Annotated in this window: 21 protein-coding genes; 12 read left to right on the top strand and 9 right to left on the bottom strand. The window is 42.6% G+C overall.

Annotated elements, in window-relative coordinates:
• Nucleotides 1-534 precede the first annotated feature (534 nt).
• The 6 genes from E8L90_RS15740 to E8L90_RS15715 all read right to left on the bottom strand — a co-directional run bounded on the left by E8L90_RS15740 (nucleotide 535) and on the right by E8L90_RS15715 (nucleotide 9963).
• Complete coding sequence (locus tag E8L90_RS15740) at nucleotides 535-1749, bottom strand: Wadjet anti-phage system protein JetD domain-containing protein (RefSeq protein WP_137030213.1); 1215 nt, start codon at nucleotides 1747-1749, stop codon at nucleotides 535-537.
• A complete protein-coding gene (locus E8L90_RS15735) occupies nucleotides 1746-5093 on the bottom strand; it encodes an ATP-binding protein (RefSeq protein WP_162309092.1) in 3348 nt (1115 codons plus the stop codon). The genes E8L90_RS15740 and E8L90_RS15735 overlap by 4 nt, the downstream gene beginning before the upstream one ends.
• Entirely contained in the window at nucleotides 5071-5685 is a 615-nt protein-coding gene (locus E8L90_RS15730) for a DUF4194 domain-containing protein (RefSeq protein WP_162309091.1), read from the bottom strand. Before E8L90_RS15730 ends, E8L90_RS15735 begins: the two co-directional genes overlap by 23 nt.
• A gap of 5 nt (nucleotides 5686-5690) precedes the next feature.
• Nucleotides 5691-7085 (bottom strand): Wadjet anti-phage system protein JetA family protein, encoded by a 1395-nt coding sequence (locus E8L90_RS15725; RefSeq protein WP_137030210.1) that lies wholly within the window; start codon nucleotides 7083-7085, stop codon nucleotides 5691-5693.
• 447 nt (nucleotides 7086-7532) lie between these two features.
• The gene (locus tag E8L90_RS15720) at nucleotides 7533-8276 is read right to left on the bottom strand and encodes a LytR/AlgR family response regulator transcription factor (protein ID WP_137030209.1); all 744 of its coding nucleotides are present in this window, start codon (nucleotides 8274-8276) and stop codon (nucleotides 7533-7535) included.
• On the bottom strand, nucleotides 8248-9963 hold the full coding sequence (locus E8L90_RS15715) for a LytS/YhcK type 5TM receptor domain-containing protein (RefSeq protein WP_137030208.1): 1716 nt from the start codon (nucleotides 9961-9963) through the stop codon (nucleotides 8248-8250). The genes E8L90_RS15720 and E8L90_RS15715 overlap by 29 nt, the downstream gene beginning before the upstream one ends.
• 291 nt (nucleotides 9964-10254) lie before the next feature.
• Between E8L90_RS15715 and E8L90_RS15710 the strand changes: the two genes are divergently transcribed.
• On the top strand, nucleotides 10255-11568 hold the full coding sequence (locus E8L90_RS15710) for an MFS transporter (RefSeq protein WP_137030207.1): 1314 nt from the start codon (nucleotides 10255-10257) through the stop codon (nucleotides 11566-11568).
• A 194-nt stretch (nucleotides 11569-11762) separates the two neighbouring features.
• Here E8L90_RS15710 and E8L90_RS15705 read toward each other — a convergent pair whose 3' ends face one another.
• Both E8L90_RS15705 and E8L90_RS15700 read right to left on the bottom strand, forming a co-directional pair.
• Nucleotides 11763-12293: an ECF transporter S component gene (locus E8L90_RS15705; RefSeq protein WP_012685152.1), complete on the bottom strand. Its 531-nt coding sequence runs from the start codon at nucleotides 12291-12293 to the stop codon at nucleotides 11763-11765.
• 267 nt (nucleotides 12294-12560) lie between these two features.
• On the bottom strand, nucleotides 12561-13136 hold the full coding sequence (locus tag E8L90_RS15700) for an NAD(P)H-dependent oxidoreductase (protein ID WP_137030206.1): 576 nt from the start codon (nucleotides 13134-13136) through the stop codon (nucleotides 12561-12563).
• Nucleotides 13137-13278: 142 nt separating this feature from the next.
• Between E8L90_RS15700 and E8L90_RS15695 the strand changes: the two genes are divergently transcribed.
• The 6 genes from E8L90_RS15695 to E8L90_RS15670 all read left to right on the top strand — a co-directional run bounded on the left by E8L90_RS15695 (nucleotide 13279) and on the right by E8L90_RS15670 (nucleotide 18027).
• Entirely contained in the window at nucleotides 13279-14298 is a 1020-nt protein-coding gene (locus E8L90_RS15695; RefSeq protein ID WP_137030205.1) for an AraC family transcriptional regulator, read from the top strand.
• 131 nt (nucleotides 14299-14429) lie between these two features.
• Entirely contained in the window at nucleotides 14430-15086 is a 657-nt protein-coding gene (locus tag E8L90_RS15690; protein ID WP_137030204.1) for a TetR/AcrR family transcriptional regulator, read from the top strand.
• Nucleotides 15087-15097: 11 nt separating this feature from the next.
• Complete coding sequence (locus tag E8L90_RS15685) at nucleotides 15098-15466, top strand: DUF4180 domain-containing protein (protein WP_137030203.1); 369 nt, start codon at nucleotides 15098-15100, stop codon at nucleotides 15464-15466.
• A 2-nt stretch (nucleotides 15467-15468) separates the two neighbouring features.
• Nucleotides 15469-16158, top strand: coding sequence for a formylglycine-generating enzyme family protein (locus E8L90_RS15680; RefSeq protein WP_137030202.1), 690 nt, complete (start codon nucleotides 15469-15471; stop codon nucleotides 16156-16158).
• Nucleotides 16159-16195: 37 nt separating this feature from the next.
• Nucleotides 16196-16747 carry a MarR family transcriptional regulator gene (locus tag E8L90_RS15675; RefSeq protein WP_012685158.1) on the top strand — a complete coding sequence of 184 codons (552 nt, stop codon included), beginning with the start codon at nucleotides 16196-16198 and terminating at the stop codon, nucleotides 16745-16747.
• Nucleotides 16748-16821: 74 nt separating this feature from the next.
• Entirely contained in the window at nucleotides 16822-18027 is a 1206-nt protein-coding gene (locus E8L90_RS15670) for an MFS transporter (RefSeq protein ID WP_137030201.1), read from the top strand.
• Between the two features lie 36 nt (nucleotides 18028-18063).
• Here E8L90_RS15670 and E8L90_RS15665 read toward each other — a convergent pair whose 3' ends face one another.
• Nucleotides 18064-19536, bottom strand: coding sequence for an MFS transporter (locus E8L90_RS15665; RefSeq protein ID WP_137030200.1), 1473 nt, complete (start codon nucleotides 19534-19536; stop codon nucleotides 18064-18066).
• Between the two features lie 237 nt (nucleotides 19537-19773).
• On the opposite strand from E8L90_RS15665, the gene E8L90_RS15660 reads away from it, so the two are divergent.
• The 5 genes from E8L90_RS15660 (at nucleotide 19774) to E8L90_RS15640 (ending at nucleotide 26714) form a co-directional block, all read left to right on the top strand.
• Nucleotides 19774-20220: an SRPBCC family protein gene (locus E8L90_RS15660; protein WP_137030199.1), complete on the top strand. Its 447-nt coding sequence runs from the start codon at nucleotides 19774-19776 to the stop codon at nucleotides 20218-20220.
• Between the two features lie 136 nt (nucleotides 20221-20356).
• The gene (locus tag E8L90_RS15655; RefSeq protein ID WP_162309090.1) at nucleotides 20357-22528 is read left to right on the top strand and encodes an S-layer homology domain-containing protein; all 2172 of its coding nucleotides are present in this window, start codon (nucleotides 20357-20359) and stop codon (nucleotides 22526-22528) included.
• A 398-nt stretch (nucleotides 22529-22926) separates the two neighbouring features.
• Nucleotides 22927-23175, top strand: a complete 249-nt coding sequence (locus E8L90_RS15650) for a hypothetical protein (RefSeq protein WP_137030197.1) — start codon at nucleotides 22927-22929, stop codon at nucleotides 23173-23175.
• Nucleotides 23176-24031: 856 nt separating this feature from the next.
• Entirely contained in the window at nucleotides 24032-24799 is a 768-nt protein-coding gene (locus tag E8L90_RS15645; RefSeq protein ID WP_137030196.1) for an ABC transporter ATP-binding protein, read from the top strand.
• The gene (locus E8L90_RS15640; RefSeq protein WP_137030195.1) at nucleotides 24786-26714 is read left to right on the top strand and encodes an ABC transporter permease; all 1929 of its coding nucleotides are present in this window, start codon (nucleotides 24786-24788) and stop codon (nucleotides 26712-26714) included. The genes E8L90_RS15645 and E8L90_RS15640 overlap by 14 nt, the downstream gene beginning before the upstream one ends.
• Nucleotides 26715-26721: the final 7 nt, after the last annotated feature.

Below are 26721 nucleotides of genomic sequence, written 5' to 3'. Positions count from 1 at the left end.
GTAAAAAGAAAACTTGATCCAGAATTTTTAAAGTCAAAGTTTATTTAATAAGAATCGTTTGGGAGAATCAAAGATGACTTTACAATCTAGATTTTGTTGCGTGAAATTATTGTGCACATTGAAAAAAGCAATCGATTTAAGGTTCCCTTTAAATATTGATTAATTTCTACAGTATAAGAGGATGTATCTCGAATAACTTGTTGGATAGAGCAATAATGTTTACTGAAATCAATTTTAAACGGATTGATAACATTATTGCCCTTTCACTTTTTTAAATAGCCTTGTTTGCAAAAATCGTATTATGCATGACGTTATTTAACCTATACTATAAAGCAATTAATAAAAGAATAAAAAACTATGTAGGTCAAATATTATTTTCTGAGCTTGACTGTAATCTCGAAAGAAAAAGAAACACATCTCCTGAAAGACTTGTGGAATAAGGCTTTCTTCCCATTCCACCATAAACACGAGAAGGATTTCTAAATTTAGAATAAACCAGAGTATAAAAAGATTAGTAGGACTCTGGTTTAATTACTACAGGGGGATTACTTCTTGTTCCAAGCGAAATCTCTTTACAAGCATTTCTCTGATTAAACTATGAAATACCAAATATTCTTCTGAATTTAAAAGTAATTTTAACTTACTCATGTACTCATGTGTCATTTCTTGCCCATGAGTATAAAAAGTATGATATGTTTCTAGATCCATTTTATACGGCACAATTGGAACGCCACTTCCTGTGGAGAGTAGTTGAAAAATCTTAAATCCACCTAAATCAATATCACCCCAATGTGCAAATTCTATATTAGGAGCAGATGCCCATAGCTTTGCTAGAAATTTTTGACGTACCTGGTTGTGGAATCCACCAAGATAAATTAGTAATGTGTCTGTGTTCTCCTTTGAAGCCAAAAGATAAAAAGTTGTTTTATTTTCAATAGTCAATACTCGCTTAGCTCGAAGCTCATATATATCTGCCTCGGCAATTAGGGAGGAAGGGACTCCTACATCTGGTTTAAAAAAATCAAGATTAAGTAAATTTCCCAAATACTTAAGAGTAAGGGGACCTGATAAAAAAATATGATCGGCATTAGATGAAATTCCGACAAGTCCAAGTAATTCTTCATTCTCATTATTAAAATTAGTTAGTGGATGAAACTTGCGAAGTAATTTTATTAGCTTTTGCTCTAGATTATTTTCGATATACTTTGAGTCACCAAATAGCTTACTACTAATTACTCGCTTAGGAATAACATCATTTGAATTCAAACTAGTCAATAGCTTGAAGATATCTAAAAGCAGTTCGATGCTCTCATATTTAAGTCCAATAGGCAAGGTGGTTTTTGAATCTAGAGCAGCTCGCATTGCTTCTATAAACTCATTACACCACAAAGGAAGTTTATGATGCCATTGATTAACTGCGGAGCGAAGCTGATCCTCAAGACTAGATTTAGGTGTACGATCGACTATTTTATAAACATTTTCTATGTTGGAAAGACTCAATGTGATTTTATCCACTTCTATTCCTATGGCATGCTTATTCCACGAATATGAAATTGCATTTTGAGCAGTTAATTCTTTTAAGGCAAGATGAAAAGAATTTCGAAAATCTGGAGAAGAGTCATCCCAATAAGAGGGAAATAGCTTTGAATTTACTTTTAAAATCACAGATCGTTTGCTCGTTCCCCGATAGTTGGCACTATGTTCATACCGATCGAGCAAGTAGTTTATTATTTTATGTTTATAATTCATCTATCCAACTCCTTAGTGCTTGCTACCTCACTTAGTGAGGCTTCCTCCAGTAATTGATGAGCATCCATTACAATAGGGAATTCACCTTCACGTAATAAAACAAAACTGGATCTAACCTGTGGAACTATAACTTGAGCTTGAGAAATAGGAGCTGCAATTATTACTTGAAGTCCTACTTGATTGATGTACTTTATCGCATTTTCTGTACGTTGGTCATCCATCTTACTAAATGCTTCATCCAAAATCATAAGTCTAATAGTGTCATCATTACCAGGTCGATAAACTTGCAGGAATGCAGCAGCAATTGCAACATAAAATGGTGTTTGTGTTTCCCCACCTGATTTTTCCTTCAAAACTTTCGAGAATAAGGTAGTCTCACCAGTATCATGATATATACGCATGTCAAAATCTAAATAAGTGCGATAATCGGTAAATAGTTCAATATTCTTTGCCTGCTGAATTTCATCACCTTCTGTAATGCTTGCAAAAAATCTATTAAGAGTCTCTTCATATTTATCATGAAAAAGTCCACTAAAAAGACTAGGACCTTCCAATGTTAGTGGGTCAGTTAACATCAGATAAAAATCCTTAAATGTGGGGGAAGGATTACTAATGAAGCGATAAGTATCATGCCCAAACTTATAACACTTCAATACATCGGATAATAATTGTAGTTGATTTTGAGCAATACGCATTTGCTCTTGAAGCTTATATAGAAAATGTGCTTTAAATTCCTTCTCTGCGTTTTCCTTTGCACTAATAATTTTTTCTCGATATTCAGGAAGTTCGCTTTCTTCCAGTTTTATTAGCTCATTTTTATATTTAATATTACTCTCGGCTCTATGATCCGCACCAAATTGATATAGTGAATTATATTCAAATCTTAGATCATCTAATCGTTTTTTTAAGTTAATTACCCTCGTTTTATTAGTTTCGCGATTTAATTCAAAATTCTTGATAATGTCCAAGTTACCTCTTCGTTGACGTTCATCATTATAACGCGTGTGACCAATTTGTGCGGCTTCTGGGCGTTGTTCCGAAAACAATAGAAGTTGATTTTCGAATACAGAAGTCATTTGTTTTTGTTGGCGATACAAATCATCATTATGTTTCGCATCGCTTTCCCTTTTCGCGGCAGTTTCACGAAGATTACCAATATATTGATCCGAAATATTTATGTTTGCCAATAATTCAACTTGTTTTTCACGCAGCTTTTCAACACGAGATAAATCAATGGCAGCTAAATCTTTGTGTTTATTCTCAATTTGCGTTTTCAGATCAGGAATACGACATATATTTTCCCATTCAATTAACCAATAGCTATAACGGGTTTCTTTGTCTTTAAGCTTCTTATATATTCCCTCAAATAGAGTATCAAGATTCGTAAGAATTTGTAATCTTTGTACGACCTCATTTTTTCTAACCTTTTTATATTCCAATTGCTTTGCAATGGCACGTGACCCAACATACCACTCTTTATATTGATCAGGGTGTAACTGACTTACAACATGATTTTGATATCTCATGCATGTTGGAGTAATAGAAATGCGGTGTTTTTTTAAATCCTGTTCAGACTCACATTTCATAACCCTGCCAAGAATACGGTTTATAAAGGCGCGGGCAATAGGATCTTGAGTGATTATTTCTTCTGCTAGGCTACCTTCAAGAAAGCCATTGTTTTCTCTAAGTGTAGCTGCACCATTAATTATTCCAACAGTATGCAATCCAGCTTCTTTTTTTCTTTTTTCATATATTGATAGAGCTTGGTCAAAAGCATTGAGTTCAACTACAAGATGAAATTTTTGAGTATGTAAGTACCCTTCTATAGCATTTTGCCATTTTTCATTTTGTATTTCTAACAACTCACAAAGAATGTCTGTACGCTGTCCCGTTTCAGAATGTACAAAACGACGTAGGGTGCTTACAAATGAAGGGTATACCATTTTACGCTTTTCAAGTTGATCAATCTCGGCAGTAAGTCGATCTAATTCGTTCTGTAGAGAGACCTGTTCAGATCTGAGTCTATGCCTTTGAGAGGCTACACTGTCAGCGATATGCTCTGAAGCAGCGGCTAATCTAACAACTTGCTCACGTGCTATCGGTGACGATAAATCAGTCTCAATAAGTGGTCTTAAAATTGTAAAGGACTCACGTGCGATCAATGAATGCTCATATACGGTATCAATTGAAAATTCTTTAGAGATTCCCTCAAGGTCATTTAGTGCTAAGGAAATATTTTGTACTTCATTTTGGGTATCTTTGGATAATTTCTTTGCCTGTTCAATGGTATTGCTGAGATCAGAGCTCAATCGTTCAATTTCTTGATTAATTTCTTTCTCAAGGATTGCGTCACTGTCTTGTGCCAACTCAATCATTACTTTATGTTGCTCAGTGACGAGTTCTGTTTTTAACTCTTCTTGAATTGAAATATCGAGTCTAGTATTTTGGGCCTCTTCAGTGGCGTAATCTCGTTCTCTTTTTAGATCCTGCATTTTATCTATACTTTCTTCTAACTGTGCACGTAGAATAAGATAATCTTGAACAGTAATCCATTCCTCTACTTGTTGTCTTTCCTCGTCAACACTTGCAATTTGATGAAGAGCTGAAATTTTTTCTTCGGTTTGAGTAGCAAGTAGCTCGAAATTTCTATAATGCTGTAAGTTTTCTCTCATTATTCCTAGATCTACTGGTTGTGAATCCAGTATAAACTCACTTACAAATTTATGAAAATCATCTAATGGTTGAAATGACATTCCTTTTACCAGTAGTGTGAAAAAACGGTCGGGTAAATGACCGAATTTCGTTTTCAAGTGTGAACGGTAGAGTTCAGCTGTAGAAAATAAATCTCCTTTGAGTTCTTTAATTTTTGCTTTAAATTCACTATGTGCGCTTAGAGGACGTTTTCCTTCGAATAACACAAACTGATCTAGAGAATAGTTCTCAAGTTTAAAAAATAAAGGATCGTAATCATCAGTTGTAATATAATAATCAACACCACATCCAACCAAAAAACTTTTGGACTTTTTATTGTCCCAAAACTCAAAAATAATATATGAAGTAAAGTCGGTGTTTCTAATGTATGAAACACCACCATCTTTGCTTTCAGTTCCTGTTTTACAACGCAAATAAGTGGTCAAATTACGCTTGCTATCTTTTCCATCCTGTGCACTTATATTAAATTTGCATAGTCGTGCGTCTCCAATTAATCCATATTGAATTGCATCTAATAAGGTCGATTTTCCTGCACCACTTTCGCCAGTAATTAGAGAACTACCGATAAAAGGGAATGATTGGTTGCTGTAATAGTGCCAGTTAACAAGTTTAATTGCTTTCAGTAGTTTCAAGTTCATTCTCCCTTTCATTAGGATAAGCATTAATACTTGAATAGAGTGTTTCAATGGAATCCATTGCGACAGCGTATTTTATTGATGGAAATATAATAAATCGACAGTTTTGATCAGTAACATCTGAATCAAGGACTTTGACAAGTGAAAATCGTTTGAAGATACGAAATGCATCTGTTAAATATTTTTTAGGAAGCACACCATTTTTGGTAAGTCGAAAAGACAGGCAATAAGATTGAAATTCATGCACGTAACCAATTATCTCACCTATATTTATTTGTTTTTGCTTTTCCTCGTACATTAATCTCAACAGTAACAACAGTATGCTATCCCACATGGATAAGTTTAGTTTTGTCCAGCCCTCACGATTTATTGCTTGAACGACACCTTCTGCTTTATTTATCAAAAGATTCCAGCCCATGAAGGTCAGATATTCTTCAATTAGTAGACTATGTTTCTCAACGAACCAGAAGTCGTGTCTATTTTCATCATTTCTAACTAGAAAGGTATCTCCAATCAGACGATTAACAACTCGTCGAAACTCATCACGTTCTTTATTGTTTAAATCATTATATTTTTCTGGCCAATTCAAAGAAGTCACCGCCTCTTTATACTGATATTCTTAAACATAAATTCACCAGTAGGGGTAATAAAATCTTCGTCAATATAATCTACGATAACGCCTAGATATTTACTTTTTCCCCATGCAGCCAAATGAACTAAGTGAACTAAGTCATCTGTTGTAGTGATCCGTAAATTAGAGGCTCTCGCTTCATTGATATCCCCCATATTGTTGGCAATCCAAGCTTCAACCTTTTTATAGGTCATCATTTTTGAAAATCGTTGTTGGGCTCGTTTTTGTGCGTTTTCTAAATCTTCTATATTGGGTTCGTCATTGAATATTTCAGCCGATTCATGCAGCTTCCTATATTCTCTGGGTTTGTAAATCGAAGAGGTTTCAAGTGTTTGCACAGGGTAAAGTTTAAAGTTAGTTTGGAAAATTGAATCTTCAATTGTAGCGTTTAATTCGCCAGCAACTATCTTTTCTGAAATTGAATTTAAAGTTGATTTTAGTTTGCTGACAGCGTCTTCGCTACTATTCAATCTGTACCTTACTCTTTCTAACGACGCTTTTGCATATTGAGCATTTCGACGATCAATATCGTTTAAAAGAGTGTCCATCTCGAAGTAACTGCTACGAATAAACTCCAATCGTTCCATAACAAAATCAAATGCTTCTTCTTTCGATACTTCTTGTGATAAGGATAAATCTGTCGTGATATCATTAATCCATGATGTGTCATTAGCCCATCTTTCAATTGTTTCAAGTATTTGTGGACGATACTTAGATACATGATCAGAGGTACGCAATTGATGGTATTCTTGGTCAAGAATTTCCTCTTTATAGGAATCGAAATGTCCTTCTAATATTTCCTTAGTTGTTCTAGTGCTAATTAGCTTTTCTGTGTAATGCCGAATATTATGAAGAAGCGAAGTAAGCCCTCGCATAAGCTTACTCGTACGATTATAAGCCTCATTTAAAGCTATTAACCCTTGCTCATAGGAGTCTTCTGCATTCAAAGCGGCATGTGTGCTGTAGATATATCCCGCATATTGCGTTCGCTCTTTTAAGCGAATACTTTCTAGTACCTCAAGTATTTGCTCCGCATATGGACGAAGAGTAATATACTCTTGATAATCGGGGAGAGTTTCAAAATCTATCCACTCATCTTCCCGCAATCTTCTCAATAGAGCTTGAGCGGTCAGCCTATCATCCCCATGAACATCCTCTCCTAAGTCAGTGACTAATTCATCAACAGATAAGTTTTTGGATAAGTAGTCTATAATTTCTTGTACAACAACTTCTCGAGGGATAAAGCGAATGCGACGAAAGAGTCGATAAATAATGAATAGTGTTTCGGAGAAGACAATTTTACCAGGGGAAGCTAATACAGAAAATAAACGCTGCGGGATTTGGTCAAATAACGTCATATAAAAAACACCACCAGTATTATTGTCATAGTACTAATGGTATCATCAGGACAACATTGCGTAAATTGTAAAAATTTAGTTGGTTTTCGGAATCTACGATTCGTCGACGGTGCTCCTTTAGACACTGCTGAGTGATGTATTTTGGTCACAATTTTTCTGTTCTGAGCTTAGCGGAGAACTCGAACGAAAAATCACAAAATCCCAAAAAGCCTCATCCCCCAAGTTTTCTTCTCCTCTTTTCTTACCCTGATCTTACCCTGAAAAACGCACTCTCCACACTGGCAGTGTAGAGGTCAGCGGTTCGATCCCGCTATGCTCCACCATATCGTAACTACGGAAACGGCAGAGATGCCGTTTTTTCTTTTTGTAATATCCCTCATTTCTCTAAAAAACGGAGCGAAAAGATAATCTCTTCCCGCTCCGTTCTTCATTTTTCTTCTCGCAAACTCACAAATTCATCAACCCCCGAAACGCTTTCATCCTCCCCCTACTAACAGGAATATCCGTCTGACTGTCATCATTCATCTTAATCAAATACGTATTATTAAACCAAGGAATAATCTCTTTAATATGCTTCACATTCAAAATATAATTCCGATGACTTCTAAAGAAAGAACGAGACCGATTCAAAATCTCCTCCAGCTCATTTAAGGACAAGTCACACTTGTCGATACCTTCCTTTGTCGCCACATATAAATCTTTCTCCCGCACAAACGCAAAGTAAATCTGCCCTACAGGGATCGGGATGATCTTATTGCTCTTCCGGATGCAGACATGCTCTTCCATCAGAGGAATTGTAGCGGTGCGTTCATTCACGGCCGACCGCTTCCTCAGTGTCCTCACTTTTTGGATCACCTCGTCCAATTTCGCTTCCATGATCGGTTTGGTCAAATAGCCCACAGCCAGCGTGGAAAAAGCCTCCAGAGCGTGTTCATGATAGGCAGTGGAAAAAACGATCAATGGGGGATTGGACATCTGATTCAGTGTTTTGGCAAATTCAAGCCCATTCATCCCGGGCATCTGAATATCGAGCATAAGCAAATCAGGCTCGGAATTGATCATATGAGGCAATGCTTCCAGTGGATTGGTATAGATTGCGTCCACCTGGATATCAATATACTTTTTCAGCAAATATTCCAATTCGGAACAAATGGCTGGCTCGTCATCGATGATGATCGTTTTCAGGAGCATCTGGATGCACTTCCTTTTCAAATGCGGATAACGGAGCGACAAAGGATACGACTGTTCCCAAACCGGGCTTGCTTTGAATCGTGAGGCCGTATTTTTTGCCATATATGGATTGCAGCCGTGAATGGACATTGATAAGGCCGATGCCTTTGGATTGGCTGTTCCAGATTTCGGCCAAACGCTCTTCGCTGATTCCAACGCCATTGTCTTCAATGCTAATTTTCACTTCATGGTCGTACGGTTCCACTCGAATCGTGAGCAGACAGTCGCTAACTTTTGGGGAAAGTCCATGGTGAATGGCATTTTCCACGATTGGCTGCAAAGTCAGGACAGGCAATTTGCACTCCAGCAGGGTTTCGTCGATCTCCATGTTCACCTTTAAACGGTTGCTAAATCGGACCTTCTCGATTTCCAAATACGACTTGATTCCGTCCAGTTCTTCCTGCAAGCTGTGATGATTTCCCTTGCTTTTCAAATTGCGCCTGAAGATGTCGCTTAAATGACCGATTAAGTTTCTCGCTTGATCAGGGTTTGTACGACAGTAGGACATAATCGTCCCCAAGGTGTTGAACAGAAAATGCGGGTTGATTTGTGCTTGCAGGGCGCTCACTTCAGCCTGCTTCCGCATTTTCGCTTGATGCTCGATCTCTGCCAGTTCAATTTGGACTGACAGCAGCTTTGCCAAGCCGTCCACTAGCTTCTCGTTGGTCTGGGACGTCTTGGAGGAAGAGGTTTTATAGTAGAATTGCAACGTCCCGATTTTCTGGTTTTGATGATACAACGATGCGGCGCTGATCGTTTTTAGGCGATGCGGACGCGGAAGAGCAAAATCTTTGTCGCACCATACCCCTGTAGGGTGGCTCAAAACAGCCTCCGCTACTTGTGCGCACAGCGTCTCTTTCTGCAAATGATTCTCCAGTTCATGGCCTTTTGCGCTAAGCAGCTTTTCGCGGTCGGTAATGGCGACTGCATCCACTCTGGCCATTTCACGGATCATTTCAGCGGTTTTTTTCGCAGAATGTTCATTTAGTCCCGTACGCAGATGAGGCAACGTCTGGCTTGCAATCGACAAGGCCAGGTCTGCTCCCAATGCGCCGGACTGGTCTTGCATCATTTTGAGATTTTGGAAAACGCGCGTGAAGAGCAGCAGTCCTGCAATGGTCATAATCGTGGTTGGGATCGCGATTTTTACTTCCAGTTCGAGCGCCGCAGGAAAAGGCTTGGCCAAGAAAAGCACCGAAACTTTTTGAATGAACTCGGCTGTAACGCCAATCAATACGATATGCTGCCATTTCAGACGCAGCATATTCATTTTCGTACTAACGATCCCGGCCAAGAAGCCGCTCATTACGGTCGAGATGGCACAGGAGAATGCGGTAAATCCACCTATCGAATAGCGATGAATCCCTCCTATAAGACCGGCCAAAAAACCGACGACAGGCCCCCCGATCAACCCGCCCGCGACGGCACCGACAATGCGCGTATTGGCGAGTGCGTCATCGACCCGTAGCCCATTCTCCGTTCCGATTACCGACAGGAACCCGAACAGAGTAGAGAGGATTACGATCCGCATCCAGTTGTTTTTCCCGTACACGATGTTCCGAAAGTAATCCAGTTGGCCGATGATAAGGGCGATGACTGCGATTACAGAGATGTTTTCAAGCAGTCCCAGAAGCATAGTGATTGTCATAACAGCCCTCCCTATGAAAAAGGGTAGCCCGATCCGGTCGAAAAATCAATGTAACTCGACTGGGTTTTTCGGCAGCTCGGATGCCGTTTTTGCACATCTGGAAGTATTCGATAGATTCTAGCAAAACAAACAACTTAGAATAGAAACAGTTCTTCGAGAATCCATCCGGGTAAATATGTAAACCCTTTCAAAGCAAACGATACCCTTTCATTCTCGGGTAGAGGTAATGGTTTCATTTGTAAGCGGTCCAATTGCGAATGGATTCGGGTCAATCATAAGGAGGGGGCAACAATGAAGTCATCGAGTGATCGTGAAAATACGCGGCGAATCACAAGCAACATCTTTAAAGGTTCACTGGGGAATCTGATTGAATGGTACGACTGGTATGTCTATGCAGCTTTTGCGGTGTATTTCTCGTCTCAGTTTTTTCCAAAGGGCGACGCTACCAGCCAACTGTTGAATACTGCCGCAGTTTTTGCTATCGGATTTTTAATGAGACCGATCGGGAGCTTGCTCCTGGGCCGATACGCTGACCGTCATGGGCGCCGTGCCGCGCTGACGCTGTCTGTTACCATCATGGCGGGTGGTTCTCTGGTGATTGCCGTAACACCAAACTATGAAACGATCGGCGTGTTTGCGCCTATTATTCTCGTTCTTGCCCGACTTCTCCAAGGTCTTTCGCTTGGCGGGGAATACGGAACATCTGCCACGTACTTGTCCGAGATGGCTTCGAGTGGTCGCCGAGGGTTCTATTCTAGCTTCCAGTACGTCACGCTGATTAGTGGACAATTGCTGGCACTGGGTGTGCAAATTATTCTACAGCAAATGCTTCCGGAAGAAGCGATGATGGCATGGGGCTGGCGAATTCCCTTCATCATTGGAGCATTTGGCGCAGTAGCCGTGTTGTGGTTGCGCCGCAGTATGGACGAATCGGAGCAGTATACCAAAATGGAGTCGAAAAACAAGGAAAAGGCGGGTACACTTCGAGAGCTGATGAAGCATCCGAAGGCGGTACTGGCAGTCGTCGGTCTTACGCTCGGGGGAACCATTGCCTTTAACACCTACACGACCTATTTGCAAAAATTCATGGTGATTACGGTAGGAATGCCGAAAGAGGTAGTCAGCTGGATTAACTTTACCGCATTGCTGGTATTCGTCGTCTTGCAGCCGCTTGCTGGTATGCTGTCCGACCGAATTGGACGGCGCCCGTTGTTGATTGGTTTCGGTATTCTTGGAACATTGTGGACCGTACCGATGTTTATGCTTCTGGAACAAACAACTAGCCCATATGTTGCTTTCCTGCTGATGCTGTCTGGTCTTATCATTGTTACTGGTTATACGTCCATCAATGCGATCGTGAAAGCCGAGATGTTTCCAACCGCTATTCGCGCGCTGGGTGTAGGCTTTCCATACGGGGTGACCGTCGCGATCTTTGGAGGAACAGCGGAGTTCATCGCGCTATGGTTCAAAAGCATCGGGAACGAGTCTCTCTTCTATTACTATGTAGCAGCTTGTATTGCCATAAGCCTTCTCGTTTACTGGCGCATGGGTGAGTCCTCGAAAAACTCCCAAATTGAAGCAGAGCTGAATACAGCAAAGGACTAGCATGCTTTCAATCAATAGGTAGCGAACTACATTGTCAAAGCGGTTCGATCCCGTTCTGCCCACCTAAGCATAGAAAACACGATCCAATGGGTCGTGTTTTTGTATTTGGTAGCGTACGGCAATGGTGATCTTTTAAAGAACGCTGAAAAAAATCGCCCAAGAGAACACATGTCTCCTGAGCGATTTTTCCCTTCTTACCCCTGCCCCACAATCTTCTTCAAGCGTCCCACCAGCGGAATGACAATAACCGCTGCTACCACCACCTGCAAAACGTTCCCCGGAATGGAGCCAAACGGCTGAATCCAGTTCCCGTAAAGAATAACCTCAACAAAGTAGTAGCCCACGATCTTAATCACCAATGCAGCGACAACTGCGAGTGCGTACACAAATACCCGATTGCCAGGCACCTTTTCGGCGATGAGGCCAGCTACATAGCCCATTGCACCCACGATGACGAAGGTAAACGGTGCCCATGCTGTCCAACCGGAGATAAGGTCAAAGAGGCCCATACCAAAAGCTCCAGCAATAGCTCCTGTTTTTCTGCCATACACAAAAGCTGCGATTAAAAGAGGCACGTTCCCGAGATGGATGAGGCCACCGTTACCCATGATCGGGAGTCTCAGGTTGATAAACATAGTGGCTGCAAGCGTAAAAGCGATGAAGAGTGCGTTAATAACCAAGGTTTTCGTCTTTGTTGCTTTTCTTGGTGAAAAAGTAGAATCCATATGATAGCCTCTTTCTTATTATTTTTACTATTATCATACTCACAATCAGCTACATAATAAATACACTTTGCACGATTTATTTGCTTAGGTAAATCATTCCAACGAAAGAGATGCGCTAGAGATTGATCTGTTACTGGAAGGAGGCCCCGCATTAAGTTTTTGGAAAGTGTGCAAACGCATCTAGATTAGTAAGAGAATAGGAAAAACTCAAGTCTATTTCAGCTTGAGTTTTTTAGTCACTCTGATTCGTTTTTTTCACCGTAAAGCCTAAGCAAGCCTCTCCCCAAGCTGTTTCACTTTCTCCAGCCATATCTTGCGCTTTTCCTCCGCCGAGGCATTCACCCCACTAATCTCCGTAGTCTTCACAGGCTTAATCCCGCAAAACTTCAAAATGTTGCGTTTCATCACGAGATGTCCGGCTTGCCAGTAGATCAATCTATTGTACCAAGAGGGAGTATCCATGGTCACAATCACATGGGCGGTTTTCCCCGTTAACAGCTTATCCCATAGAGGAGAGCCTTCCCGATATTTATAGGCGAATCCGGGTAATAAGACACGGTCAAAAAATCCCTTCAAGATAGCGGGCATCGTGCCCCACCAAGTCGGATAGACAATGACCAGATGATCCGCCCAACGGATGAGGTCCTGCGCTTCTTTTAGGTCATCCTCCAGCTCTGTTCTTTTCCGATATCCGTACTTCAAATTTGGGTCGAAAGCGATTTGGCTCAAATCAATGGTGCGAATCTGTGCTGCTTTGTCTGCGGCTCCTTGCATATAGGCGTGCGCCAACGCGGAGCAATAGCTCTCGGGATCTGGGTGTCCGATGATAACGAGAATGTTCATTTTCATATCCCCCTGTAGAGTTGATTCCATAACCAACAGATCGTGGTAAACTGAACTGTATTCAGCATATCGTGTGGAATGGAACAGATGAATGATCGAAGGCGCATAAATGTTGTGGATTCACGCAAAGGAGGTTCCGTACTTGGAAAATGCGCATGGGTTTGCGATTTCGATGGTGTATCCGGTTATGAAAACAATTTCCTACAAGAAGCTTGATTTTGAGCGTTTTTGTGATCATATTTCTTTCGACAGTAGCTTGCTTAAGGATGTAGAGGCGCGGATTGATGAATCAGAGCTCGAGCGCTTGATGAAGGAAGCTGCCATTTACACGCAGGATGATCATTTCGGACTACATCAAGGACAGTTAACTGATATTGCCGATCTGGGCATTCTTGGCTATGTCATGATGCATTCGGAAAAAATCGTTGATGCATTGAAAGCTTATCAGCGGTATCACGTGATCCTTTGCAGCGGGTACGAGCTGGATTGGGAAGAGAGGGGGAAGGATGTTTTCCTGCGGTTTCATAGACAAAGTCCTGGGAGCGTATCCCGACATTGCATGGAGGATATGGTCAGCTCCTTGTACCACTTGATCGTCCGTATGAGTCATCGCGCCATTCCGTTACAGTCCATACATTTCACACACGATGCTACGGATGATATCGCTCCGTATTTGAAATTGTTCGGGATGGAGCCTCACTTTGGTGAAGAAGAAAATGGGCTCTTGGTAGGCAAGGAAGTTTTACAATACCCGATCCTGTATTCAGATGTCCGGCTGCGGAAAGCTTTCGAACCAATCGCAGAAGAAATTAGAGAGAGGCTGATGAGAGGGCGGGAATTTTCGGACCGCGTGTTTCAATGGATGATGGGATGTATGCCTGCGGCTTTTCCGACCTTACAGGAGACTGCCGCTGCTTTTCATATGAGTACGAGATCCCTGCAAGCGAAACTAAAGGCAGAGGACACTTCCTATCATGAATTGTCCACGAATGTTCGCAAAGAAATGGCGATGGGGTATTTACAGCAAGCGGAGCATTCGATTGGGGAGATTGCGTACTTGCTGCATTTTTCAGATCCAAGCGCCTTTCAAAATGCTTTCAAGAAATGGACGGGGCTGACACCGGGGCAATATCGGATCAGTCGCCAAGCGCTTGCTATGTAACGGCATGATCGAACACGCTGCGTAAGCGTGTTTTTTTTGTATTGTGGAGCCTTCTCGTTTGACAGGTTGGAAAATCATGGTGTACACTTTTTTTATTCCGACTGTACAGTATAAATAAACGAGGTAAAATCATGCCCAAATTAGGAATGGAACCAAAGCGTCGAGCAGATGTCATCAATGCGACCCTCACTTGTATTAGCAATCACGGGATTGATGGCATGACGCTGGATAAGGTGGCGGAGTATGCGGACTGCTCAAAGGGTGTGGTCACGTATTACTTTAAGAATAAGGATAATTTGACGAGTGAAGCCTTTCAGGCATTTTTGGCCTATTATGGCTTGAAAATCGAAGCTGACATGGAGAGCACCATGACCGCCCAGGAAATGATGGACGTCACGCTTGCACACATCTTGCCGCCATACGTGAATGACAAGGAAAAACGGATCAATGTTTCGCAGCTGGATGGCATCGCTGAGATGTACATCCCGCATGAAGATCAAGCCAGACTCTTTGTCCAATTCTTCTCCAAAGCAGCGTTGGACCCCAAGCTGCAAGAAGTGGTTGCGAAGAGTTATGCGAGAGATTTGCAGGGCATCACCAAGATTTTTGAATATGGCAAGCAAACCGGGCTTATGTCTGTAGAGGATTCACAAAACGCTGCCTACGGACTCATGGCGATGGTTGTGGGCTTGAGCTTCTTTCGAGTGGCGAGCGTTCAGCCAGCAAACGGCGTAGACAACCGATATATTTGTGAGGATTACGTGAGGCAGATGACCAACAGAAAATGAGGAGGGTACACATGAATATTACAAAGGTAGAAGCTGGCGGGAAAAATATTGCCATTGTGAGTGGTAGTGAGGTACTTATCGAGGATGTGCAGTCTGCATTGGACCTGATCGCAACGGTACATTATCAAGCAGACAGTGAGCGTATTGTTCTCAACAAATCATTGCTCAACGAAAGCTTTTTCGATTTGAAAACACGCCTTGCTGGGGAAATCCTTCAGAAGTTCATCAATTATCGGGTGAAAGTGGCAATTGTAGGAGATTTTTCGGTGTACACAAGTAAAAGTCTAAAAGACTTCATCTATGAATCGAACAACGGAAACGACATCTTTTTCTTGCCGACCGAAGAGCAGGCGATTGAGAAGTTAAGCCAGGTGAAATAGAGATGGAGCGGTCGTACACCATGGTGAGCATCCCAGCAGGGCATATCGAATTACGAGACGATCGAATCAAGGCCAAATGGACAACCGAAGTGAACGCTTTTTTACTCGCACCGGTTCCTGTTACGAATGCGTTATACTTCTCGGTTGTACAAAAAGCAGCTGGACCGAGTGACCACCCAGAGGCTCCCGTCGTGAATGTCTCGTGGAACGATGCGATTTCGTTTTGCAACCTACTTTCTCAGCAAGCAGGTCTCACGGAATGCTACTCGATAAGTGAAGATGGTGAGCGTGTCATATGGAACGAGGAAGCGGATGGCTATCGTCTGCCGACAGAGGCGGAATGGCAGTACGCTTGCAAAGCAGGGACGGGCGGTTATCGGTACGGCGAGCTGGATGAGATCGCATGGTACCAAGAGAATGCGGAGGGTACAGCACATGTGGTAGGACAAAAGCTGCCGAATGCGTGGGGGCTCTATGACATGCTCGGAAATGTTTGGGAGTGGTGCTGGGACCTTTACGATGTAAACGTGTATGGCTCCTACCGAATTTTTCGCGGTGGCAGCTGGGCAGAAGAGGCCAGAGGCTGTGGGGCGACGTGCCGCAGACGCAGTCACCCCACGTTTCGAATTGATGATCTAGGCTTTCGTCTTGCCAGAGGGGGTTGCAAAATCCAAAAAAATCCTTTATATTGATTTTAGTTAGATAATCTAATTATATTCAAGGTGGATTATGAGCAGAAAAAACAAGTGTGAGCATACATCCGATCAATTGCCGAAACTTGGTATTCAGCCATATTTGCATCTGATGGAAACAACTGCTCTGCAAAATACGGATCGCAAATTGGCTCATTTGGGATTATTGATGCTATGGCTGGGGGATAACGCCATAGATGTCATTGATTTGAATTTGGAGAAATTCGGCATAACGGAGTGTAAATGGGACGTATTGCTGTTGCTTACGTTACATAAAGACAGAGAACTTATCACCCCCTCTTCACTTGCAGACAGGCTGGGGATTCGGCGTGCTTCTGTTACAGCTTTGCTGGACTGGTTGGAAAAAAGGCACTGGATCATCAGGGAGCAAAGCACGCTGGATGGTCGCAAGATTCATGTCAAAATAACACAAGAAGGCAGAGAATTGGTAACCAGCGTACTGCCAGTTTTTTGGTCTGCTTGCTCCTCCATTATGAGCGAATTAGAAGAGGAAGAACGGATGCTGCTGGAAAAAATCTTGATGAAGTTGAACAACAGCATGGAAGAGAAACTGGGGGTGGGAAGATAAGATCATATTTTTTTGTGAATATAATTAGATAATCTAACTAGAATGTATGTAAATATTTGAAAAAGAGGTGTGCGATGTCACAGCGAAACTACCCACTCATGACGGCAATTCTCTGCTGGTCTGGAATCGTCGTCATGTCGAGCTTATACGTTACGATTCCCCTTATGAGCCTGTTTGCCGATCTTTTCCGTATTACGTTGACACAGGCTGCAGCAGTAGGCAGCGCATTTTCGGTTGGGTTTGCCATTGGGTGCCTGATTTACGGACCGCTGTCCGAAAAGTATGGCCGCAAGAAGGTTATTGTGATCGGGATGATTGCCCTGGCTCTAATTTCTTTGTTGCTTGGCAGTGCAAATGATTTCGTATGGATCATTGTACTCAGGGGCTTGCAAGGTGCTGCCGCTGCTACGTTCTCGCCTGTTGCACTCGCCTATGCTGTGGAAATGTTCCCTGCGGCAAAACGGGTAACGGCAATCGGATTTATCAGCACAGGATTTTTGGCAGCAGGAATCATTGGTCAAGTGCTCAGCACCGTAATGAGTCAACAATACAGTTGGCACGCCGTATTCTATATGCTTGCTGCTATCTATTTCGTGACGCTGTTTGTGGTGATGAGGTGGCTGCCAAAAGAAGAGAGTCCCCTTGCTACCGTTAATATTTGGGAGCCGATTAAGCGAATTCCCTCCCTGTTCAAACAAAAAAATATTGTCTTAAGCTACATAATCGCTCTTGTATTGCTTATGTCATTCGTTAATATGTATACGGTCTTGGGCAGTTATTTGGCGGGATCTAATTTTGGACTTAGCAACAAGGAGATGCTGCTTGTTCGAACGATTGGTGTAGTGGGTATGCTCATTTCTCCGCTGGCGGGCGGGCTGGCAAAACGGTTTGGCTTACGTACCGTGCTCCGCTTCGGATTAGGTCTGGCAGTGGTCAGTATGGCTTCCCTCGGTATGATATCTAACTTGGCTCTTTTGATTGGTACGAGTGTGCTTTTCGTTGCTGGAATTGCGTTATCCGTTCCTTCCGTGATCTCGCTTGTTGGACAGCTAGGGGGAAAATCGCGGGGAATTGCGGTTTCTGTTTATACGTTTATCCTGTTTTCAGGAACAAGTCTTGGGCCGATATTGTCCATCCGATTAATGAATGTTGGAAGCTATGAACTTACTTTTTTCCTGCTTGCAATCGTACTAGGAATTGGTTTGTTGGCTGCATGCCTGATTCGGAGTGATTCCGCAGTTGAAAGTAGTAGCACAAAACCTCCTTCGCCACTAGCTTAGTGGTTGAGGAGGTTTTGCTGTTAGAAACGATGGCTGCTATTGATTATTTTGTTGATTCAGCAAGCGTTCTCGCCGCTTATGCATGGCAATGAAAGCGGCAAATACGAGCAGGAGACATCCTGTGAACAGAAACCCTTCCTCAATGGAGAAGGGCAGCCAACCTAACAGGCCTGAGCCGACGACTACACCGAGAGAGAAGAAGGCGTATAAGTAACCGTGTGCTTTCCCCCGCAATTCTGGCGGCGTCGATTGAATGAGCATTGTATTGACAGAGGGAAACAAGAGAGCAAAGCCGATCCCATATAGTCCTAACATGCAGTACAGCGCCAATGTCGTGTTGGATTGACCAATAAGCAGCTGACTCACGCCCATGAAGCCAATTCCGATGGACATCGTTTTGGAAGGGGCCACACGATCAAAAATCTGGTTGGTCGGAAGCACAAAAAGCAAGACGGCAATGATCCCAAAAGTGCTCATTAATGTACCGCTTAGTTTCGAATCGTATCCAAGCGATTGCACATGCAAGGGCAAAAGATAAGCGATCACACCTTGTGAAAACATGAGCAAAAAGGCACCGCCGTAAGCCTTGATGATCCCAGCATTGAAGATCAAGGCTGAGGTCGGAACGTCCTTCTTAAGCTTCTCTTTCTTGCAAGCCTGAGTGGATCTCAGAAAAATGACGGACAGGATGGTTAGGAAAAAGCCCATAACAGCTACACATGTAAAGACAAAGGGCACGGAGGTTTTGCTTGCCATAATGCCGCTGAATGCAGGTCCGATAATCGCTGCGAGTCCCACAAAGGTACCGGTGAAGGCAACCTTTCGTCCTTGCTGCTCATGTGTCGTGTTATTCGCAGAAAAAGTAAAAGCAGCAGGAACGATCAAACCGGCGACAAATCCGTGAATGATTCGCACGATAATCAACAGAAACGGCTGATCGACGATGTGATACAGCAGCAAGGCACAGCTTGATAAAACCAGTCCGATCAACAGTGGTTTGGATGGACCAACCTTATCTGTCAGTATGCCTGAGATAATATTGCCAAAGGTATTGGCTAGCGAATACAGACCGATGACAAACCCTATAACAAATGAGCTGGCACCTACGGAAGCAGCAAATGTACTCATGACTGGCAGCTGCGAGAACAAATCAAAGAACGAGAAAAAAACGATGGCGTATACGAGCAGGGCATTGTTAAACGGCTTCAGAGGATACACATCCTGTGCCGTTTTCAGTCTGCGATCCAGAAAGAAGTTCCCAAACGGTACAAAAGCGGCGAGTATTGCAGCAAGAGACCAGAGCAGGCTCCATCTCACGCGAATGGCTGCATAGAGTATCGCCAGAGCATACAAGCAAAATATCCCGCCGTGAATACTTCCTATGATGGTTACGGCTTTGTCTAAGCCCCACACGTATTTCAAGGGCATCGCGATGCCCATCAATACTAATAAAGAAAGGCCATCGAGTAGGCCTGTAAGACGTAAAAAGTAAATTGGATGTACCCGCACTTGTGACTCTCCTCATTTTTTATGAAGTGATGCCTCTATCCTACCATTTTTTTTGAGGAAGAAAGTGAACAAATTCGGGTCATTCCTGTGTCGATATCATGAGGGCGACCAATCGCGACACTATCGACAAGTTGATCTTCTGTTTATGAGTGACATTTTATGGGGGAATGCGTACAATTTACATAAGTTTTTGAAGGGATTTCAAGTCATATATCTTACATTTTCAGAGGTGTCCCGATGAAGAAGCAAAATACCGAATCTAGCAAAATCGTTGGTCAAACGGCAGCGGCAGGCTTTCAAGTAGGTGTACGCAGGACGATGCCCATTACCCCGGAACAGGTATGGGCGTTTTTAACCTCGTCCGAAGGTGTGAAATTATGGCTTGGGCATGTATCGAACCTTACCTTTAGTGAGGGGGAGACCTTTACTTCCAGCGATGGCATATCGGGTCAATTTCGTGTTGTAAGACCGTTCCGGCAGTTTCGTTTAAAGTGGTCGATGAAGGAATGGGAAAAGCCGTCCACATTGCAAATCCGACTGTTATCCGACAAGCCTGACCGAACGACAATTAGCTTTCATCAAGAGAATTTGGATCACATGAACACAAGGGAGCAAATGAAGCTTCATTGGGAAGAAGTTCTGAATGAAATCAGGCAAAAGGTCTCCATGATAGAGAGGGAATAAGCTTATAAACGGCACCTCCCGTTTCTATGTTTCACAATGGGGTGCAGTTTTTTTTGGATCACCTATTGTGGAAAGGTAAACCTAACTTCCCTGTTATTGGTATAATTGAGGGAAATAAAATAATTAGGGTGAGATGATGAAATGTTTTCTTTTCATAAAATCAGCAACAATGTTAACAATCATGGGCTGTTATTTTTTCAGCGTACCAACGATGAATGAAAAAGCAGGTATCGTAACAACTGTATTTGCAGCGGGGCCTGCTTCTTATCTAACAAAGGAACAGGCTATCTCACTCATGAAAAAGATACCTATCGATACGAATGGTTACGTTGTGGAAGATATCTATCTTAATGAGACCATCGCTTTGGGGCAAAACGGAGCGGTTTGGACGAGCTATTGGGTCAAAGATAAAAGCGGGAATGAAAGTCTATTCATAGATGTAGACGCAACAACAGGCAATTTGGTCCAGTTTACAAAATCTACAGTTGATAAGCCCAAACAAACGGCTGTGAACATCATTTCAGAAAAAGAGGCTTTGAAAAAGGCAGAAGCATTCGTAAATTCAGTTGCCCCTGAAGTGCAAGGGCATATTTCCAAGGCAAACGAATATCAGGTTGACGATTCCCTTCCTCCGCGGGTAATGGATCATGTTTTTCATTTTGTTCGCGTAGAAAATGACATTCCATTCTTGGAGAACTATCTTCAGGTAATCGTCGATTCTCAAGGTGTAATCGGTTCTTACAGTCGCCAATGGTACAATGGAGAGTTGCCATCTCCTGTTCCAGCCATATCAGCGGAGGAGGCAAATAGACGGTGGGACGAGTCGGTGAAGCCAGCCCTTCATTATGTATATACAGGAGAGCAGATCGGAAAATATGGATTGCCCCATAGAAAAATGGTTTTGGCTTATGCTTACGATGAAAAAGCACCGGTCTTCATCGATGCGATGACGAATCAACCTATGACGATTTTGGGGGAGAGTATTAGTCAACAGTCGCGAATCCCGATCGGAACATCAACCAGAACGTTGGGCAAGGAACAAAAAAGGCTGATGGATGATGAAAAGAGAGAGAAGGCCGACGAGATTGCACGTAAGATGTTCCAAGCCATGCCTGATCGTCAAACAAAGGTTGGGGGCAGTACTGGGATATCATGGAATGGATTTGGGGAGGTTAGCTCCAGTAGTGCAAAGTCTTACTATTATGCTCGTCCAGCCCAAGGAAAAGAAAAGGCAATGAAGTTCCAGTTAGGGATGGATGATTACGGAGAGGTTACGATTTTTTCGGTGGAGGAAGAACATTCTGAAATAGAAAATCGAATCTATCCCAATCCGATTCCTTACGAAAAAGCACAAGCAGCTGCAATCGATTTTATGAAGAAGCTCTATCCTGATCGACAAGGAGAGCTGTATACGATCCATCTTCCGCCAACAGAAGAGAGCAAGAAATGGCTGTTTGAGCGAAATGGCGGCTACTACATTACTTTTGGTTGGTTAAAGCAAGGAATACCTATCCAAGGCCTCGAAACGGGGGTAATCGTCGATCCTGTAAATGGAGAGGTAATGGGGATGCACACTTTTCCTGCCTATCAACCACTCGAGATGATTCAGGTACAAAAACCTAGAATCGATGAACAAAAAGCAAAGCAGGTAGAAAAGGAAAACAAGGAGCTTCGACTTACCTATTTCATGCCATATCCAGAATGGCGACAGGGAACCTATCTGGTTAGTCGTGAGCCAAAGCTGGTTTACAGAATGGTAGGAGACGATGGTGTAGTTGATGCGGATTCTGGAGAATGGGTGAGCTATACGGCTTACAAGCAATCAAAAATTCCAAAGGATATTGCTGCGCACCCTCACTATTTGGCGCTTTTGTACGCTGTGAAAGACGGTTATTTTCCTGTCACAAACAGCAAGCTTGATCCTGATCAGCCTGTCACCCGAGGAGAGTTTCTACGCATTGTGCTCAAAGCCCAGGAGTCCTACGACTTCTTTCCAGACTATTATGAAGTAGCGGGAGAGGAGCGGTTTTTTACGGATATCGATGAAGGTCATCCCCTCTATGAAACCGTGAAAGATGCGATAGAAAGAGGTTTGATACAAGCTAGCACCGGTAATAAGCAATTCGATCCAGATCGCAATCTCACAAACTCGGAAGCAAACGAGATGATTGCCGGGTTGCTACAAGGGAATCGAGAAAAGAAAGGTGTTCTGCCAGTAGTTACAACTGGGCAGCCTACTAAGATTTTGACAAAGGCTGATGTAGCTCGTTTATTGATGGAACTGAAAGCTTATGCGCGAAAAGTATAGAGAAAGAGTAAGAAAAAATTCGTAGAGTATTTTGGAAGAAAGCTCGGTATCGCTACTCGATTCCGAGCTTAATCATTCCTTTGTTCATGATTGGCAGGAGAGTGCACGGAGCTTATCAGTAGCTTCTGATCCATAACTGCACAATGTCTATCTGTAAATCCATTCCGATAAGCTGGATATCCATTGGCCAATAGCGGCCTACCCATGTTCGCGCAAGTATGCCCGTATTTCCCGCAAATCAGCAGCAATCCTGTCTTGTGCATGGCGCAGTGATTTCACGTAAACGACAGGCATTTGTAGCTGCTTGGGACAAGGTTGGTAAAAATGGTAATATATGGTATATCTTATGATAATCTACATCCATTCAAAGAGATTGTGGTGAGGGAGATCCAGCCGATATGCAATTATGTAAGAAGCAATCGCTATTTATCGTCCTTTTTGTACTGTCAGTCTTGTTTGCAAGCTATGCGAGTTATTTAGCCTTTACCAAAACGCTCGTGAACATATATGTAGAGAAAATGCCTGACGGGGCTTGGATCGTTTCAGGCAACGTCGTATCGGAATATGGTGTTATCACTGGGAACTGGTGCTGGATTTGCTTCTCAGGGGAGATCGTATCCCAACTGCTAAAGAACCAACGGTTGTGAGCGTTCAGCAACAGTCGTATAATGTGTACATTTCATGGAACCAACACCCAGCAGCCACGTATTATCAGGTGTCCATGAGAGAATTGAAATCTAATAACCACATTATACCAGAGATTGTATTGGGCAAAGGTACTGATTATTATAGTCTTAAATCTGCGCCAACGGGCGAGTATAGGGTTTGGGTTGGTGCATATGATGGTCATCCTAAATATGGGGGTAGACTGTTAGGGATGCAAGAAAGATATATAAATGTGAACGGTCATACTTCAGTACATCTTGATCCATCACATCTATAATAATTGTTAGTAAAAGGGCCTTAATGAGTGCAATGCATATAGTAGTGTTTTGGTTGAAACTAGAGTCTACTGTAACGATTCGTTTCTAAAATGTAGCTTTGATAAAAAATGCAGTCCAACTCCTTTAGGAGGCGGGCTGCATTTTTTTTGTTTGCTTTTTGTTCATTTCCAATCTATCTGAAAATTGAAGTGAAGTAGATGGGGAATCCTATGATATAGAAGTGGTTGCTGCGGAAGACTCTGATTATGTACATAACCAGCTAGAGGAAGTTCATCGCTTATGCGTAGAGGAAGTCTTTCGCTGAAGTGTCAAATCTCAACTTTTGTATACAGACATTTCATCCGAGTTGAAAAGTCCGTTTACCTCTTCTTTCGTCATGGTCATGCTCCTCTTCAGGGATACATCATGCAAATTCCTTAGATTTCGTTCGAATCCAGCTTTTTTCCTTTTTGGATGCTATTTTTAAGGTTTATATAAGGTTTAAATAAAAATGCTCTAAGGTTCGTTCGCTATGATAAATGCAGTACGAAAAATGAGTTGCATTTGAAAGGATAGCGATATGAAAACCATTCTGGAAGCAATCCGCGTGCAAAAAACATTTGGCACAAAAGGAAATGTGTATACCGCCCTGCAAGATATTAACTTGAAAATACAAGAGGGTGAATTTGTTGGAATCATGGGCCCATCCGGAGCCGGCAAATCAACCTTGCTCAATATTTTTTCGACCATCGATATGCCCTCTTCGGGTGAGGTCGTTATTGCTGATCAAAATATCGTCTACATGAACGAAGAGCAATTATCAGACTTTCGCCGGAATAAGCTGGGCTTTATTTTTCAAGACTATAATCTTCTCGATACGTTGACTGTCAAAGAAAATATTTTGCTGCCGCTGGCCTTGTCGAAGGTGCCAGCCGCTGAAATCGAGAAGCGAGTCAACGAGATAGCGGACACGTTCGGCATTCGGGAAATCTTAGACAAATACCCTTACCATATTTCAGGGGGTCAAAAACAACGGACAGCGGCTTCGCGGGCCATCGTGGCAAATCCAAGCCTCATTTTGGCGGACGAGCCCACAGGTGCGCTTGATTCCAAATCGGCAGCAAGCTTGCTAGAAAGCTTAAGCGGACTCAATGAAACCAATCAATCTACGATTCTGATGGTCACGCATGATGCGCATGCAGCGAGTTACTGCAAACGGGTTATTTTCATCAAGGATGGTCAGCTCTTTACCGAGCTCCACAAAGAAAAGCAGTCCCGGAAGGAGTTTTTCCAAAAGATACTGGAGATTCTTGCTTCGCTTGGGGGTGGGTATCATGACGCTCTTTAGCATTGCCAGAAAAAATATCCGAAAAAATTTCACCAACTATTTTATCTATTTTGCTTCGATGATTTTTAGTATTGTGATTTACTTCACGTTCGTTTCCTTAAAGTATGACGATACGATTCAGCTGGCCACCGAAGGGTCGAATAAAATCAGTTCTGTATTTAGCGGAGCGTCGGTCGTGTTAATGATCTTCGTGGCCATCTTTATCTGGTATTCCAACGCATTCTTCACACGTAAACGAAAAAAGGAGGTCGGGCTTTACTCCTTGCTCGGCGTACGCAAAAAGCAGATCGGCCGCATGCTTTTTTACGAGAACTTCATAATGGGAATCATCGCGCTCCTGATTGGAATTGCTCTTGGTTCAGTGTTGTCCAAGTTTTTTGTTGCGGTATTAATGAAGGTCATGGGTTATGATGCCATCGCTAGTTTCTCTGTTTCATCCGAGGCAATTATAAACACGATCACCGTCTTCTTAATCATTACGTTCATCAATTCGCTCCAAGGCTATCGGTTAATTTATCGGTTCAAATTAATCGAACTCTTTCGCGCGGATCAAGAAAGCGAAAAAGAACCAAAAACATCTTGGATCACTGCTATCTTATCGGTTACGTTGATTGGCTTCGGTTATTGGCTTACGCTGCAAAACATCTTTGAGTCAGCGATATGGAGAAAAGTAGGGATAATGGCAACGCCGCTCCTCATCTTATTAACCGTCATTCTCGGAACGTATCTCCTATTTGGTGTTTTCAGCGTTACGCTATTGAAAAGGTTAAGAAACCATAAGAAGAGTTATTGGAATGGCATTAACGTAATTGGGATTTCTCAGCTGCTGTACCGAATGAAAGGAAATGCCCGCACGTTAACCATCATTGCTGTACTAAGCGCCACGACGCTCACGTCTGTTGGAACGGCATACAGCTTGTATTACAACAATAGAAGCACTGTCGAAAAGGTGAATCCGAACAGCATGATGTTTATCGCTACGGACAGACATTTGACCAAACAGGTGGAGGATTTGATATCGAAGCATCCCGATCATGAAGTTCTTTATCATCGAACCATTCCGGTTATTCAGATGGATGTAAATACTGGTGAACTGGATGATGGAAGTAATGAACGGACATATACCGTGATGTCAAATCGGGAATTCAACCAATTGAGCCAATTACAAGGGAAAGATGATGTGATTTCCTTACAAGCCCAGGAAGCCATTTTATTAGACCCCTTTTACCTCGAGGGTATTTCCCCTCAATATGTCGGGAAAAGGCTCCCTTTAAAAGCGAAGGGCGGCGAAGAGACTATAACGATTAAGGATCGAAAGGATTACAACGTCTTGAATCTGCAAACAGTCTTTTCGACGATCGTCGTCAGCGATGAGCTGTTCGTCCGCTTGCAACAAGAAGCGAATCAGGAGAGCTTGGTAGCATATGCCATTTCACAGGAAGATCAGGCCAAGCAATTAACCAAAGAGATTCAAGCGATCTTGCCCGAAAAAGCAAGATTTGCGAGCTTCTATCAGGACTATGCACAAGGATTGGAAACTTCTGGCTTGCTCATTTTTATGGGCGGATTTCTGGGACTCGTTTTCCTGGCTGCAACTGGTAGCATCATTTACTTTAAACAGCTAACGGAAGCCCATGCAGACAAAGGGCGATATGAGATTTTATACAAAATTGGCGTTAGAAAAAAAGAAATCAAAAAAACCATTGCCAAACAAGTCTTGTTCATCTTCGCGCTTCCCTTGCTGGCTGGTATCGCGCATAGTGCCGTCGCTCTAACGCCTTTATCGCGGATGTTGCAAATGAACTTAGTCGTTCCTGTCGTGATTTGTATGGCGATCTATACATGCATGTACGCTGCCTACTACTTCTTGACCGTTCATGCGTACTACAAAATCGTAACGAAAACAAAATCGTAAACGTTTA

The organism is Brevibacillus antibioticus, assembly GCF_005217615.1.
Classification (GTDB): Bacteria; Bacillota; Bacilli; order Brevibacillales; family Brevibacillaceae; genus Brevibacillus; species Brevibacillus antibioticus.
The sequence above is the reverse complement of the archived record's forward strand: the minus strand, read 5'-3'. Positions and strand labels throughout refer to the sequence as shown.